We start from the raw sequence: 17,156 nt of genomic DNA on the forward strand, positions 1-17,156 counted from the left end.
TGTCTTGATCTTTACAAGCTAAAATGATAACGGAAAGTGTTAACGGACTAAATAGTATAGTCTTTTTCGTATCTGTTAAATAAATTTATAGTACAAATATGAGATTTTCACGCAATCAAAAATTGTAAAAATGCGACACCTTGTTTATTTGTAGAAGAGTGTTGAAAGGGCCATATTTTCGTTTCCTAAAAACTCCTTCGGGTTGATTCCTGTAAACTCCTTAAAGTCTTTAATGAAATGTGATTGGTCAAAATATTCACTTTCGTATGCAATGTTCGTTAAATTATCTGTTCTATTATTTAGTAACAATTTTAAAGCAGTTTGAAGTCGAATTACTTTACCTAATTGTTTTGGACTTACACCAATTTGCTTTTTAAAATTTCTTTCGAGTTGTCTTCTTTTGGATAAATCTTCTTTAAGAATGGTAGTTATCGATTCGGTTCCTTTTGATGATAAAAGAGCATCAAGGGTCTTTTTAACAATATTATCAATGGTTGTTTGATCATTTAGCTTTTCTAAAAGAAAGTTTTCAATGATTTCAATTCTGTGTTGAGTATTCTTTGCCAGAATAATATTCTGTTCCAGTTTTTTAGCAGTCTTAGCTCCGAATAATAACGCTAATGATGTTTCTTTATTTGCTAAATCTGTAATTGGCATATTTACAAAATTGGCAAATCCATAAGGATAAAATCTAATTGCGAAAGTATTTACATATCCTGTTGGTTCTATATAAAACGGCTCGATAGTTTGTCCAAGTACCATTGCACGAGGTTGTAGAATAAACTCATCTTTGGTAGTGTATCGTTTTATGTTATCTCCAAGAATAAATGCCATTTCAATGCAGCCATCAGGAATTATACGCTGTTTTTCCGCTTCATTTCTAGCCGGAACTTCCAAAGTCCAATAACAACTTATAAGAGATACTAAATCAGGATGTGGTTGAAATGTATGATAGTCCATTGAATAATAGATTTGTTTTTTAATTATAGTTCAAGCTTTCGTCTATAGTTTGTTTTAACATCTAATTTAGCAAATTCCCAATTCAATAGTATCATTTTCAACTTTTTTCATTTTTCCAGTTAGATAAGTTAAACCAACTGTTTGAGTTTATTATTATTCAATAACTTTGTTCTAAACAATGGAATATAATGAAGAATCAATTTATCGCAAAAGCTTTAAAACAAGTGGAGGAATTTCACAATAGTTTTGGTGTTGAAAATAATGAAACACCAACAGCTCAACTTTCATTTGAAGATGTAAAACTTCGTTTCGAGTTGATGAAAGAAGAAAATGAAGAATACCTTGAAGCTGCAGAAAATAAAGATCTAAATGAAATTGCAGATGCACTTGGTGATCAATTGTATATCTTAATGGGAACGGTTTTAAAACACGGTTTGCAAGACAAAATTATTCCTGTTTTTAATGAAATTCATCGCTCTAACATGAGTAAGCTAGGCAGTGATAGGAAGCCGATTTACAGAGCAGACGGAAAAGTACTCAAAGGTGAAAACTATTCGGAACCTGATATCGATTCAATTATTAAAAATGAAAGGTAATTATGGCTTTTAATATTAGAGTTTACGGAATATTAATCAACGATAAGCAAGAGGTCTTACTTTCTGATGAACGTCGTGTTGGAAAAGAATTTACAAAATTTCCAGGTGGTGGATTAGAGTTGGGAGAAGGGATCAAAGATTGTCTAATCCGTGAATTTGATGAAGAACTGAATCTTAAAATCGAAGTTGGAGAGTTGCTTTATCTAACTGATTTTTATCAAAAATCTGCGTTTAATGAAGATGATCAAATCATCAGTATTTACTACTTTGTAAATACGATAGAACCACAAAGTATAAAAACGAATTCGCTGCCTTTCGATTTTGAAAAAGATGCCATAGAGGCGCACAGATGGAAAAGTTTGAAAAACATTGTAAAAGAAGATTTAACCTTTCCTATTGATCAAAAAGTGGTAGAAATGCTTAAAAGGGGAGGAAATGAAGTTTATGCTAATCGTTTTTGAACATAGCCATTAATTTTGTTGTAAAACTGCTCAGGAGAATAGGTTCGCCAAGATAAATCCTCCAATTCACCACCCAATACAAAATACTGGTCTAAGTGAATTTCGTTAAACTCTCTAACCACATGATCATGGAAATTAACCATAGCAATATAACCATCTTCTAATTCGTCAAACCATTCTTCATAATAACAATCATCAGAATAATGGAAATTAAGCACATTTTCCCCAATAATGATGAATTTATCAATTCCTTCATACATAAGGTGTTCAATAATATCACGTTTTAAGGTCATGATGTCATTATTTATGGCGTCGTTCCATTCTCCAATCATTTCAATGACTGTAAATCCTTCCTCATAATCGCTGTAAAGAATTTTAATAAATAGAGTAGAGGATCCAAAATTATCCCATTGAGGATGTAGTAAGAAATTATAGACCTGATCAGAAAATTCAAATTCACTGTATTCGCGATTGTAAAATGGAGAACGTTCGTCTTCCGATGAAATGTAATGATCTCTCCAATTGAAATAAGGTTCTAATTCATGCATAATGCAAAGTTATAAATAAGTAATTGGCTTTAAAAAGTTCAATTGCCATTTCTTAAACAAATCGTCACCTTCAAAGTTTTAATTTTTAATTATATGATTTTCCTATTTGAAATCATTATTTTTGAGTAAACAAAAAAGAATTTATGAAAAATCTAATTTTATACTTGATGTCGGGAGTACTACTTTCGATTTTTTTATTCAGTTGTAACGGGAAAAGTTCAAGTGATTTGAATGCAAATGTTGCCCGATTTGTTTCATCTTCAGATCAAATTGTTGGATATGGTTATGTCAACCTTTTGGCGATTAAAGGAAAGTCTCAATTGAGTCAAGTACCTACGGTAGGAGAGTTTATTGATAAACAAATGTCTTCATTTGAGGAGAGCTTGAAATTAACTGATAAGATTCATTACGCTTTTGAAGGTCCATTAGATCGAAATGGAGAGCCTAAATTATCCTATATTTTTCTATCAGTTGAAAATGAGGATAGCATTCAAAAAATGTTTGAGGGCATGAGCTTTAAATTTGATAAAGAAAAAGGAATTCAAGTTGCCAATGGTATGAATATGGTTGTTGGATTTGATGAAAGTACAGCGGCAATTATCATTGGAAACCTTGGTGATTCACCAAATGAAAAAATACATGCGACCTTTGATACTTTTAAAAGTGAGCAAAAAAATGAAGATGTAACAGAAATTTTAGCGACTACAACGGATATTTTAATTGCAGCAGATTTAGAAGCAATTTTCGAAATGTCGCAAAGTCAAATTCAGAGTGTGAACGCTGAGAAAAAGGAAGAATTAGAGGAATTATTTGAGGATGGTCATGCTTTTTTATCACTTGATTTCAATAATGGAGACCTCACGGCCAAGTTTGACTTTTCAAGAGTGAGCGATAAAATGAAAGAAAACTCATTTTTTATGGATGAGGTTTCAGACGATATACTTGAAAACTTAGGAGCAGGAGAACCATTAATGGCGATTGCCATGTCTTTCGATGTTGAAAAAATGGATGAATATTGGAAAGAATATAAAACACAATACGAAGACTTATTAAACATTGGATATCGTCAAATGGGTGGTTTATTTATGGCATTAGCAGAGGATAATATCTCAAATGTTATGAATGGAGATGTTGGAATGGCGCTTTTCCAAAAGGAGCAGGAAGAAAAAACACGAGGAGATAGAGTGATTTCAAATCTTTATGTTGGATTGGGCGAAAACCCGCAAAACCTAAAGGATTTGATTAATTCTTATGCTGAAGGAAAGGTTATTGAATCTATGGAAGATGGATTTTATAGAAAGGATGAGTCAATGATTTTGATAAATGATGAAGCCCTAATTATACGTAGTAACGATACTTTAAAATCATCATTTGATGAAGATCAAGAGTTGGTTGTTACTGAAAGAATGGAAGATTTTGGAGATACTCCTTTTGCTATGTTTGTTGATCTTGCTAAAATGGCGGAAACAGATGTTAAACGTTTTGCAGGACGAGAGTTTCAATCACTGATATCAATTGCGGACTACCTTTCTGTTAAAGCAGACAATGAAACTGTAGTAATTAAGCTTGCAGTAAAAAATAAGGATGAAAACATTTTAAAGCAGATTGTAGATGTTTATGAAAACGATCTGCAAAACCAAATAGGGAACATCTCTTTCAATTAGTTACATAGAAGTAAGTCGTGTACTAACTCCAGTAGAAGAAATTTTACTGGAGTTTTTTTGTTTTAAATTTTAAAAGAAATTTGTCGAATTCATTTTTCTTCATTACTTTTATACTAAGAGCCATCACACAGAAGTGTTCGAATGTGCTCTAGGTCTTTTGACCGCCCATGTAGCGTTGTTTGAAGCTTAAAATATTACATTTAGAACTGTACTTGTCTTATCAATGGCGAGCCTCCCTTCATCTATTTATAGAAAAGGATAACCCAGGGGATTACAGACATAAGGCGGAGGTTCTAACCATGAAAATCTGAAGTTTTCATAATTTAACTACATGGGTTTTTTTTACCTCTCAATTTATTATAAAATTAAAAAAACTAAAGAATCCAATAATGTTAAAATTTTTGGTTTTAACAGTTTTGTTCTTGTAAATCCTATCTTATTTTGTTTCTTTGTTGATAATTACCTAGATTTCGAATCACATTCGATCACAAATCTACGCAATTGAAATACTAATAAATAAAAATCTTATGAAAAAGAAATTTAAAAGTCTTGTGCCTTATGGTATAGCAATGCTTTTTGCAGCAACTTTTTCAACCTCGTCTTATGGACAGTTTGGTTGTGGAAATGGTGTTGTGATTACAGATGGTTATACTCAGGCAGGAATTACTACTCCAGGAAATGGTGGAGTAGAGGATTGGAACACAGATCCAACAGGAACCTCTGTTAGCAGCTCTTATTGGCAAGATGATGTGTATTTGTTTGAATATACAGCTGGAACGACAATAGAATCAATTTCAATGGAAATAAATTCTTACAATTCATGGACTGGAATCGGAATTTTTGATGATTGTTCGGGTACTACATTTAGTAATGAACTGGATGCATCTGCCTCAACGGTGACAGGTACACAAAACGTATCAGCTGTTATTTCAGCAGGGAATACAGTTTATATTGCTGTAGGTCAGTACGGAGCACCTAATGATTTAGATTTTGATGTAGTTGATTTTTCAGTTACTTCAATTACTTGTCCTGATCCAACAAGTGTTGTGAGTTCAAACATTGTTCAAACTGGATTCGATATCGATTGGACAGAAAATGGTACTGCAACTTTATGGAATATCGAAGTAGGTGCTTCAGGATTTACTCCTGGTACTGGTAATGAAGTGTTTGCAGATAATGGGAATACAACACAAACTTCTAATGTTACTGGGTTAAATGCTGTAACAACTTACGATGTTTATGTGCAGGCTGATTGTGGATCAGGAGATGTTTCTAATTGGGTTGGTCCCTTAACGATAACAACTTTATGTCCAGCAACACAGTCTATTCCATATTTAGAAGAGTATAGTTCTTATTTACCTAATTGTTGGAGTGAAACAAACGGTATATTAGGTTCTTCTTCTTCATATACAGCAACTTCTTCAACTTGGGGGAATGACGGATTCTTAAATAATGGCTCAAGTGGAGCTGCGAGACTTAATATTTACGGTACGTCTACTGATGAATGGTTAATTTCACCAACTTTTGATCTAGGAACTTCTTCAAATTATGAATTGAAATTTGATGTTGGATTAACGGATTTTTCTGGTTCAGGAACTGATAATATGGGAGCAGATGATACGCTTGCAGTTGTGATTTCTACAGATAATGGTGCTACATGGTCTAAGGCGAATATTTTGAAATTATACGAGCAAGGTACAGAGCCTTCAAATTCAGGAGAAACTGTAATCATTGATCTTTCAACTTACAGTGGTTTAGTGAAATTTGGTTTTTATGGATCTTCATCTGTTTCAAATACAGATTATAATGTTTACATTGATGACTTTGAGGTAAGAACACCACCATCTTGTCCTGAGCCAACAGCTCTTACTAGTTCGAATGTAACAGATACAAGTGTTGATATCGATTGGACAGAAAATGGTACTGCATCTTTGTGGAATATCGAAGTAGGTGCTTCAGGATTTACTCCTGGTACTGGTAATGAAGTGTTTGCAGATAATGGGAATACAACACAAACTTCTAATGTTACTGGGTTAAATGCTGTAACAGCTTACGATGTTTATGTGCAGGCTGATTGTGGATCAGGAGATGTTTCTAATTGGGTTGGTCCCTTAACGATAACAACTTTATGTCCAGCAACACAGTCTATTCCATATTTAGAAGAGTATAGTTCTTATTTACCTAATTGTTGGAGTGAAACAAACGGTATATTAGGTTCTTCTTCTTCATATACAGCAACTTCTTCAACTTGGGGGAATGACGGATTCTTAAATAATGGCTCAAGTGGAGCTGCGAGACTTAATATTTACGGTACGTCTACTGATGAATGGTTAATTTCACCAACTTTTGATCTAGGAACTTCTTCAAATTATGAATTGAAATTTGATGTTGGATTAACGGATTTTTCTGGTTCAGGAACTGATAATATGGGAGCAGATGATACGCTTGCAGTTGTGATTTCTACAGATAATGGTGCTACATGGTCTAAGGCGAATATTTTGAAATTATACGAGCAAGGTACAGAGCCTTCAAATTCAGGAGAAACTGTAATCATTGATCTTTCAACTTACAGTGGTTTAGTGAAATTTGGTTTTTATGGATCTTCATCTGTTTCAAATACTGATTATAATGTTTACATTGATGACTTTGAGGTAAGAACACAACCATCTTGTCCTGCGCCTTTAAACCTTGCATTAACTGATATATCATCGACAACTGCAGAGTTTTCTTGGACAACAGGAGGTGCAGCTCAAAGTGAAATCGTAGTTGTTCCTGCAGGTGATCCTTTACCAACAGGTGGGCCAACAAGTACTGTTCCTTCTAGTCCTTCTACAGTTACTGGATTAACAGCAAATACTAATTATGATGTTTATGTAAGAGATGTTTGTTCGATGGCCTCTCCATTAATCATTTCTGCTGTTTATGACCTTCCATTATCAGGTGGAACACCAAAAGGTATTGAATTGTTCGTTGGAACTGATATCGCAGATTTAAGCGAATACGGTGTGAGTTCAGCAAATAATGGAGGAGGTACTTCAGGAGGTGCGGAATTTACTTTCCCAGCAGTTTCAGTAACAGCTGGAACGTATATCTATGTATCAAGTGAATCGACAAACTTCCAAACATATTTTGGATTCGCTCCAGATTACACTGATGGTAGTATGTCTGTTAATGGTGATGACGCAATCGAGTTGTTCCATAATGGTACTGTAATCGATGTTTTTGGAGATGTAGACACGGATGGTTCTGGTCAAGCTTGGGAGTATACTGACGGTTGGGCATTACGTAATTCAAATACAGTTGTAAATAATGGTACATTTAATGACGCAAATTGGTCGTTCAGTGGACCAAATGCTGTTGATGGTTGTTCATCAAATTCAAGTTGTTCAAGTAGTTTAGCTGTAGGTTCTTTTACAGCGACTGCAAATGTGTCACCTTGGGAGGGGCCATTAGCAATTTATACAGGTCTCTGTACTCCAGCACCAACTTCTGTTGATGGAATTGGTATCACAAATGTAACGATGGGTACGATTGATAATACAACGGGTGCTGAAACCAATAATTATGGAGATTATACAGCACAGTCAACAAGTGCAGCAGCGAGTTCAACTTTGCCTATAGATATTACCTTAGAAACGGGTTATACTTATAACTTATGGGCATGGGTTGACTGGAATGGTGATTTAGACTTTGATGATGCAAATGAAGAATATTATTTAGGAGAATCTACAAGTGCAGATCCAACTACTTTTAATGCTTCAATTGTTATTCCATTAGGAGCAACATTAGGAAGTTATACAATTAGAATTGGTGGAGCAGATTCTGGTTTAGGTTCAACATCTCCATCAGATCCATGTTACACAGGTAGTTATGCTTCTTTTGAAGATTATACTTTGATTGTTACTGCCCCACCTTCATGTCTAGCTCCAACTCAACTTGGCGCTACAAACCTTACAGCTACATCTGCTGATTTAACATGGTTAGAGAATGGAACAGCTACTGCTTGGAATATCGAATACGATGTTACTGGTTATACGCAAGGGAATGGTAATACTCAAGGAGCTTCAAATAACCCATATAATTTAACAGGGTTAGCTGCGAATACAACTTATGATTTTTATGTTCAAGCTGATTGTGGTGGTGGAGATGAAAGCGCGTGGGTTGGACCATTTACGTTTACAACAGAATGTGATATCTATACACCAAACTATTTAAGTGATTTCTCAACATACTTGCCAGATTGTTGGAGTGAAGCAGGTTCTGGTAATACTTCAACAGGTCCTCAAACACTAGGTACCTCTTTATGGTCTCAATCAGGAACATCTGCTAGAATTAACTTATATACAGATGATAGAGAAGATTGGTTGTTGACTCCTGAATTTGATCTTTCTGCAGGTGGTTACGAAATTCTTTTATCAACTCATGCGGTAGACTATGGAGCTTCAATATTTACTGATATGGGATCAGATGATAGTGTACAGGTTTTAATTTCAACGGATAATGGATCTACATGGAGTGATATTTACTCTTTCAATGTGAATAATCAACCTACTTTAACAAGTAGTGTTGTTGCTATTGATTTATCTTCTTACACTGGATCATCTAATCTTTTTGCAATTCGTGGAACAGATGGTGTGTCGAATGACTTAGAGGATTATTACTTCTATGTTGACCAATTTGAAATCAGAACAATTCCACCATGTGTTGACCCAACTGCTTTAAGTGCATCAAATATTACAGGTACTTCTGCTGATTTAGCTTGGACAGAAAATGGTACAGCAACAGATTGGAATATTGAGTATGGACCAACTGGATTTACACCTGGTTCTGGAACAACAATTTCAGCTGTTACATCTAATCCTTATACACTAACAGGTTTATTATCATGTTCTGATTATGACTTCTATGTTGAATCAGATTGTGGATTTGGAAATACAAGTGCTATGGTTGGACCGTTTGCGTTTTCAACTGCTAATGTAGCTGCAACAGGTACAGATGTTCAGGTGGCATGTGAAACATTCGATTGGATTGATGGAAACACATACACATCTTCAAACAACACAGCAACGCATACAATTGTTGGAGGATCAGTTAGTGGTTGTGATTCTATTGTAACCCTTGATTTAACAATCAATAATGCGACAACAGGTACAGATGTTCAAGTAGCATGTGAAACTTTCGATTGGATTGATGGTAATACATACACATCTTCAAACAACACAGCAACACATACAATTGTTGGTGGTGCTGCGAATGGATGTGATTCAATTGTAACGCTTGATTTAACAATCAATAATGCAACAACAGGAACTGATGTTCAAGTAGCATGTGAGACATTCGATTGGATTGATGGTAACACATACACATCTTCAAATAACACTGCGACATATACACTAGTTGGTGGTGCAGCAAATGGATGTGATTCTATTGTAACGCTTGATTTAACAATTAATACTGTTGATGCTTCAGTAACACAAACGAACGGAATTAACCTTTCAGCGAATACATCAGGAGCAACATACCAATGGATTGATTGTGATAATAACAATGCTCCAATTTCTGGAGAAACAAGTCAAGACTTCACTGCAACTGTAAACGGAAACTATGCAGTTATCGTAACAGAAAATGGTTGTTCTGATACTTCTAGTTGTTATTTAGTTGATAATGTTGGATTGTCTGACTTCGATCAAGAATTAGGAATTAGTTTGTATCCAAACCCTACAAAAGGTGAGGTTAATATCCTTATTGAGAATATGGAACAAGCGAGTCTTGAAATGGAGGTTGTTGATGCAACTGGTCGTAAATTAACGACAACAACAGTTTACAATAAATCAGTGGTTGTTGATTTATCAAAATACGAAAGAGGTGTTTACATTATTCGTTTAACTGACGGAGAACATGAAAGCATCCACCGTGTTGTGAAAAACTAAACATTGAAAAGCTAATTTATAAGACCGGCTTCCATTAGGAAGTCGGTCTTTTTTTATGTAATTCAATTTATTTCCAGAGTATTTTTTGAATTTTTATCAGCAGAAATCCAATTTTGATTTATATTTATAAAAATCAATTACTATATCTTTTATTATTTGCTTCCTAAAAAAACAATACTAGCCATCTTGATGCTTTTAATGCTCAACCTCAACTTGTCATTCTCTCAAAATGATTCAATAGCTAATGTGACTTTTGAAGAGAAATTAGACATCATTATGTTGTTAACTGAAACCTTTCAATATTCTGCTGCAATGAAAGAGTTGAAAGCAATTGAGGAGTTAAATCCAGAGGTTATTACTGAGTCCATAGAAAACGAAGTTGCTTATCGGTTGATGCTTTCACGTGTTTATAGATTATCAGCACAACCTAAAGATGCTATTCACCAACTAAAAATTTTACCTGAAATAAAAGATAATCTTAATTTGAAATTAAAGGTTGACTTTAGAAGAGCTGCATTATACGCAGAAAGTCCAGGTTTGGATTTTGATCTAAGAGCTAAAAAGGCGCTTCCAATAATCAATAATGGAATTACGCTTGCAGAAAAAATTGGAGACAAGAATATGATTGCCTCCTTCTATAATTTAAAAGGTTCTTTCCTTTATGCTCATTGTCTGACCAAGAATAAAGACTGTTTGGATACTTTGCAAAATGTTAAACCTTATTACCTTAAATCCTTGGATCTATTTCTAGATATAGGGGATACTTTAAATTACCATAATGTTTTGAATGGATATTTTCATTTAGCCATAGATGAAAAATCAAAGGAGGTGGATTCTATTTTTGAACTCGTAAATTATTATACGCGTCATTCTAATTACTTTCCAAACCTAATAACTTCAAGAAATTTACTTGGACATTATTATATGTTAATTAAGCAAGATAGCCTTGCGTATTATCAACAAAAAGTTCTGGAAAAGGAGACCTTGGTTAAGGAGAAAACTCAAAATTCCGATAATATTATACAGAAACTAAAACTTTTGTACGAATTTGATTCATTAAAAGCTAATATAGATTTAAATCGAGGTATTATTGAGCAGAAGGATTTAGCTATTATTGAGAGCAATAAACGGATAAAACAAAACATTATTTTTAGTCTATTGCTTGGAACATTGTCCGTTATATTAATCATTAGTTTGATTCGTCAAAAAAGATTGGTGATTTTTACAAATAAAGTTAATAAAGAACTAAATAAAGCCAATAATAATTACGAATTGCTTTTAAAAGAAAGTAACCATAGGATTAAGAATAATCTTCAAATGATCATGTCAATAATAGAATTAGATAAAAATGAATTGCCATCTGATGAGAATAAAGTTTTAGAAAATATATCTTCAAAAATAACAACCATTGCCTCTCTCCATAAATTATTGGATTTTAAAGAGCATAACCAAAAAGTTGATTTGAGAACTTACTTCAATGAAATCTTAAATTACTTTGAAAATTTCACAAAGAAAAAATTGAAGTTTAGCACTAATTTTTCAGACATAAAAATCAAAAGCGAAAAGATTATTTATTTTGGACTTGTACTTAATGAGATTATTTCAAATACTATTCAACATAGGGGAGTAGAAGGGAAGATAGAAATCGCAGTCGTAAAAGAAGATGAACTCTACGTTTTTACTTATCGTGATTATTCAAGTTTTGGGAAATTTGAGAAGAACAACGGAATTATTTTAATTGAAGATTTAATAAAGAGATTTGAAGGTTTCAACTATTCATTTAATGGTGAAATCGGAGAATATAAATTCTACTTTTATGATTAAAAGAGCGGTTATTGTAGAAGACGAATTTTTCGTAGCCAATCATCTTAAAAAGATTTTGGTGAAGAACGATTTTGAAGTGGTGGCAATGTATCACGATGCGGAGTCTGTACTATCTAATTTAAATTCTTTGAAAGATGTTATTTTTATTTTAGATATTCAGTTGTCTTCTGAGTTAGATGGGGTGGGTATCGCGAAGGAACTCAATAAACGAAGTATTCCTTTTGTGTTTATTACTGCTAATACTGAAAGTAATACATTTAATGAAGCCATTACAACCAATCCTGTTTCTTACATTTCTAAGCCTTTTAAAGAGTTTGATGTTATTGCCGGAATCAGTCTTGCATTCAATAAATTAAATAATAAAATACTTATTGATTCTGGAAGCGAACGTTTTTATCTTGATCCTGAGGAAGTTTATTATTTTAAATCAGATAATGTATATGTCGAAGTTTATTTGAAAAATAAAACTTACACCCTCAGAAAGCAATTGAAAGATATAGAGCATAGGTTTGGCCAAATTTTTACCAGAAGCCATAAATCCTATTTAGTGAATAAAACAAAAATTACAAGAATCAAAAGCTCAACAGTTTACATTGGAGATTATGAAGTCCCTTTATCTAGAACCTACAAACATGTTTTTGAGGAGTTCTAAATAATCGATTAAAGTGTAGTTAATCTAGATGAATTAGCTTTTTTTGTCGTTCACAACAAAATATGGTATTTCACAACATTATTTTTTTTCTTGTTTAATGTGTGTATATATTTGAAGTGTAGTTAAGAAAGAAACATACTTTATAATATTACCTAACACCGGTGTAGCGATGCACAATATCAGTAAAGAGCTGTGAAAATAAGTACGATCAAACTTTGAGCTTTGTAGAATCTTTACAATAAGGAGGCACCCGCCTCCTTTTTTTATTTCTAATTTAATTGCTCCAAAGTTTCTTCTGAATCTCCATTGTTAGGTTTCAAATTTTGATTTAATTAAAAATACCACAATAACTACCGTCATTTAAGGTTTTAAAATTAAATTTGCTGTATTCAGATTGAGTATTATTAATTCAATGAAAATCAATTTTTTTAGTGAAGTATCTTATTTTAATTATCGCTTTTACATTTGCTTCTATTACAGTAGCTCAAAAAGAGTTTTTCTTCAAAGAAATGGACTCTATTGAAATACAATATCGTTCAAGTGGTAGTCACCTTGATTCAATTGATGCTGCTTTTATCGATCATAAGGTCTTGAGGCCTGCTGCAGGATTTGGTCAATTATACGAGTCTAATCTTGCAGAAAACTTAATGACGAATTCAGCAGGTTTAGCATATTTAGGTTCAGATAAATTGGTAACTCCAAAATTTACAGGACTGCCTTATTTGGGATTTCAATATGCATTCGGATCTTCATTAACTCAGGATATGAATCTTGTATTTCATCAATTTTTTAGTCCACAATCTCACTTGAATTTTCGCTATAATCGTCGAACGAGTAATGGGTTTTTAAGAAATAGTGATTACACTTTAAATGATCTTAACCTTAAATTCTATCATTCTAAAAAGCGCTTTACAACTAATTTTGAAATGTATTATGGCGCTTATGAACTTGGTCAGAATGGAGGAATAACAACCGACACAATGCTAGAAGAGTTTGAAATTGATTTTACGCCAGTTCGCAATGAAAATGCACGTTCAAAAGTTAGAAAGTTGGACCTTCAAATGGACAATTACTTTCGTATGATTGGAGATTCTCTAATTCATTCAGGATTTAAAACTAGACACCAATTTACAATTGACGGTAGGGTATATCAAGAACAATTAATAGACTTCACCTACATTGATACTTTTTTTATTGATACGAATGGAACAACTAGGGATCAATATCAAACAGCAAAACTCTCTAATGGAGCTGGTGTTTATTTTGTCTCTCCTAGTTTTAAGTTTGATGCAACATTAAATCATCGTTATTGGAGAAATCAAAACCTCGGAAAAAATAGAGATACCAATGAAATATTCCTTCATTCGAACTTAGCGACAACTTTAGGCCAAAAACTTTCCTTGAAAAATGAGTTTTACTTTAATCTTATTGGTGCAACTGGTGAAATCAAGAACAATGCAAGTTTAAAGTATCAAATACTTAAAAACCTAAGGTTGAATGGAAAGTTGAATTTTGAAAATTTGTATCCTGATCCTTACCAACGTTTTCATACTGCAAACTACTATCAATGGGAAATTGATGATTTAGAAATGCAACAGAAACTTCAAATTGGTGGTAGTTTGAAATATGGAGATACCAATTTTGTTGAAGCCTCCGTATTAATGACAAATGTGAGCAATGGACGCTATTTTATCAATAATGAATGGCGTCAAGATACCTTAGATTTGATTTCTGTGGGGCAGTTTCAATTGAAAGGAGCTTTTAAGCTTGGGCAATGGTCATTCTATCCTAAGGCAATATTTAGATTTAACTCTTCAAACTTTAATTTCCAACCAACATTTTCAACGCTAAATAGAATTAGCTATCAAACAAAGCTGTTTAAAGATCAAAAATTAGGAATAGCGCTTGGTGTGGATTTAGGGTATGAAACGGGATATAATTATATGAACTATAACGGTGTTTTAGGAATAATGGAAATACCTACAACAATTGCTTCAAATACCGATTTATTACAATTAAATGCTTTTATGGCACTGTCGATTGATGAATTTAGATTCTTTGTTAAAGGAGAAAATATTTCTTCTTTTATCAATGATCCAACAACGAGAATTGATGAGCTTTATCCCATCATGCCTTTTATTATTCGATTAGGAATCACTTGGGACTTCTTCAATTAATCGCTTTTTCTTTTCTTTCGGATCAGGATAGAAATAGATCAGTAAAAGAGGAAGAATAAATAAGTCAGAAAGTACTGCCACAATTAGGGTAATACAAATCATTAATCCCATATAGTAAGTTCCCATAAAGCTTGACATCAAAAGCATGCTAAACCCTCCAATTAAGATTAAAGATGTTAAAACAATTGCTTTTCCCGTTCCTAAGAAAGTACTTTTTATTGCATAAATTTTTGATTTACCTTTTTCAAGTTCAAGTTTAAAATTACTCAGAAAATGTATCGTATCATCTATTGCAATTCCAAAAGAAATGGTGAATACAATTGCAGTGGTAATCTTTAAATTAATGCCAAAAAAGCCCATTACTCCAGCAATAACGACTAAAGGAATTATATTGGGGATCATGGAAATGATTAACATTCTACCTGATCTAAATAGAATGGTCATCAAAACGGATACGATGATGATTGCAAATGATAATCCTTCCACCAAACTGGAGGACATATAACTCATGTTTTTGTCTAATAAATGTGCTGTTCCCGTTACATTAATGTCTAAATATTCTTCTAGATTGTTCTGCTGAATGAATGTGCTGAATTCTTTGTTTTTTTGAGTTGCAACGATATTCCCCCAATCCGGAACTCCTCCATTTATTCTTGTGGTAATTCCTGTAGAATCGAGTACATTTCGAATTAACTTCCCTTCATCAGCAATCTTCAACATCCTTTTGTATTGATTGATGTCTCTTTTCTTTTGAGGAACTTCGAAAAAATCAGTATTACCAGCATGTGATGCACGGTGTAGGACACTTAAATAACGTGCGAGAGAGGTGTTTACTTTCACACCATAATCATTGATTAAATAACTTTCAATTTGCTCTAATTCTTTCAATCTGTCTGCATTCCAAATACTTTGACTAGTGTCCTTTAAGCGGATTGAAAGTTCAAACGGACGCACTCCTCCAAATTTATTATCGAAATAGTCAAAGTCTTGTTTTACTTCACTTTCTGGACTCACATCATCCATAATAAAGTTGTTAACGACAATGAGCTTCGCACCAAAACCAAAAATAACTACGACTCCTAAACCAACCCAAGGAATGATTTTTCTTCTTTTTATGGTAAAAAGGAAAACCTTTGAAAGGATAGGTTTCCAAAAACTAGCGCTATTTTTTTTCGCTACTTTAGGCTTCTTGGTAACATAGAAAAGAAAGGGTAGACTAGCATATGTTAGAATAAAAGCCATGAGTACTCCTATACCTGTATAAATACCAAAATCTTGTATTGGAATAACATTCACAAATAATAGCGAAAAGAAGCCAATAGCTGTAGTTATAGAAGTAAGAAAAGTTGCCATTCCAATTTCCTTATATGAGGTAATTATAGCATCCTTTTTATTGTACCCGACCCTTAAAAGTTCCAGGTATTTTGAAATTAAATGGATGACATCTGACATGGCTACAACAAACATAATTGCTGGTAGTACAATCAAGAGAATATTAATTGGTTTTCCGATTAGGGCCATGTAACCAACAATCCAAATCATTGAACCAACAATTACAATTTGTGGAACGAGAAGTCCCCAAACAGATCGAAAGCTCAAAATCAAAAAGATGATGACCAACAGTATGCTGATACCTATATAGGTCGACATTTCTGTAATCATGGTATCTACATAAAACAATTGACCGACAGTTCTTCCTGCCATTCTAACATTTTCAAAATCGTAAGACTCAGTAAGTGTTTTCACCTCTTTCACTAACTGTTCACCTTTCTTTTTACTTAAAAAATCATAATGTCTTAAAAATATAGCAACAGCATCAGCCTTCTCATTTACCAATGTGTTAATGAGTTCTTTATTTTCAAAAATATTAGCAGAATCAGTCTTGAAATGAGTAGAATCCAGATGGATATAAGGTCGTTCTCCACTCATTCCTCCCGGATAGATAAAACGCTCCTTTTCATTAGTGATGTCCCTTGTAAATTGAACATGATCTAATTCACTTAAGTCCTTAGCATACGCATTTACCTTGTTAAGAAATGTTTTGTCGAAAATTCCGTCTTCCCTTTCAACTGCAATTAGCATAAAGTCATTATCCGATTCGAAAAGCGCTCTATGGTTGAAGAAAAAACTAGTTTCTTCATCGTCAGAAGGGAAGAATTCTTCGAAGTTATAATTGAGGGTTGTTCTAGGTATTTGGAGGGCGAAAAAAACTGTGATTAGTAGAATCGCAGAAATAACTAGATAAGATATTTTTTTGAGCTTTTTATCCAAGCTGTACTTTTTTAAAACGTTAATAAAAGCAAAGTTAACGTTTCTCATTACTCATTTGTTTTGAGAAAGTGTT

The 17,156-nt window shown here is 33.3% G+C and carries 10 protein-coding genes; 7 read left to right on the top strand and 3 right to left on the bottom strand.

Going from position 1 to position 17,156, the window contains the following annotated elements; all coding sequences use genetic code 11:
• Window positions 1-144 precede the first annotated feature (144 nt).
• Complete coding sequence (locus DXU93_RS13195; RefSeq protein WP_116881773.1) at window positions 145-960, bottom strand: AraC family transcriptional regulator; 816 nt, start codon at window positions 958-960, stop codon at window positions 145-147.
• Between the two features lie 188 nt (window positions 961-1,148).
• Between DXU93_RS13195 and DXU93_RS13200 the strand changes: the two genes are divergently transcribed.
• Window positions 1,149-1,556 (top strand): pyrophosphohydrolase domain-containing protein, encoded by a 408-nt coding sequence (locus DXU93_RS13200; protein WP_116881774.1) that lies wholly within the window; start codon window positions 1,149-1,151, stop codon window positions 1,554-1,556.
• A 2-nt stretch (window positions 1,557-1,558) separates the two neighbouring features.
• Window positions 1,559-2,017: an NUDIX domain-containing protein gene (locus tag DXU93_RS13205; protein WP_116881775.1), complete on the top strand. Its 459-nt coding sequence runs from the start codon at window positions 1,559-1,561 to the stop codon at window positions 2,015-2,017.
• Here the strand turns inward: DXU93_RS13205 and DXU93_RS13210 are convergent.
• On the bottom strand, window positions 1,999-2,565 hold the full coding sequence (locus DXU93_RS13210) for a hypothetical protein (RefSeq protein ID WP_116881776.1): 567 nt from the start codon (window positions 2,563-2,565) through the stop codon (window positions 1,999-2,001). The genes DXU93_RS13205 and DXU93_RS13210 overlap by 19 nt on opposite strands.
• A 143-nt stretch (window positions 2,566-2,708) precedes the next feature.
• Here DXU93_RS13210 and DXU93_RS13215 point away from each other — a divergent pair, with 143 nt between their 5' ends.
• The 5 genes from DXU93_RS13215 to DXU93_RS13235 all read left to right on the top strand — a co-directional run bounded on the left by DXU93_RS13215 (window position 2,709) and on the right by DXU93_RS13235 (window position 14,812).
• Entirely contained in the window at window positions 2,709-4,229 is a 1,521-nt protein-coding gene (locus DXU93_RS13215) for a hypothetical protein (protein ID WP_116881777.1), read from the top strand.
• Window positions 4,230-4,756: 527 nt separating this feature from the next.
• Window positions 4,757-10,159, top strand: a complete 5,403-nt coding sequence (locus DXU93_RS13220; RefSeq protein WP_116881778.1) for a fibronectin type III domain-containing protein — start codon at window positions 4,757-4,759, stop codon at window positions 10,157-10,159.
• A gap of 198 nt (window positions 10,160-10,357) precedes the next feature.
• Window positions 10,358-11,983 carry a sensor histidine kinase gene (locus DXU93_RS13225; RefSeq protein ID WP_165851414.1) on the top strand — a complete coding sequence of 542 codons (1,626 nt, stop codon included), beginning with the start codon at window positions 10,358-10,360 and terminating at the stop codon, window positions 11,981-11,983.
• Window positions 11,976-12,635: a LytR/AlgR family response regulator transcription factor gene (locus DXU93_RS13230; protein WP_165851415.1), complete on the top strand. Its 660-nt coding sequence runs from the start codon at window positions 11,976-11,978 to the stop codon at window positions 12,633-12,635. Before DXU93_RS13225 ends, DXU93_RS13230 begins: the two co-directional genes overlap by 8 nt.
• 431 nt (window positions 12,636-13,066) lie before the next feature.
• Complete coding sequence (locus DXU93_RS13235) at window positions 13,067-14,812, top strand: putative porin (protein WP_116881781.1); 1,746 nt, start codon at window positions 13,067-13,069, stop codon at window positions 14,810-14,812.
• On the opposite strand, the gene DXU93_RS13240 is transcribed toward DXU93_RS13235, so the two are convergent.
• Window positions 14,783-17,131 (bottom strand): efflux RND transporter permease subunit, encoded by a 2,349-nt coding sequence (locus DXU93_RS13240; RefSeq protein WP_116881782.1) that lies wholly within the window; start codon window positions 17,129-17,131, stop codon window positions 14,783-14,785. The genes DXU93_RS13235 and DXU93_RS13240 overlap by 30 nt on opposite strands.
• Between the last annotated feature and the right edge of the window lie 25 nt (window positions 17,132-17,156).

Source organism: Brumimicrobium aurantiacum, assembly GCF_003402975.1.
GTDB lineage: Bacteria > Bacteroidota > Bacteroidia > Flavobacteriales_D > Crocinitomicaceae > Brumimicrobium > Brumimicrobium aurantiacum.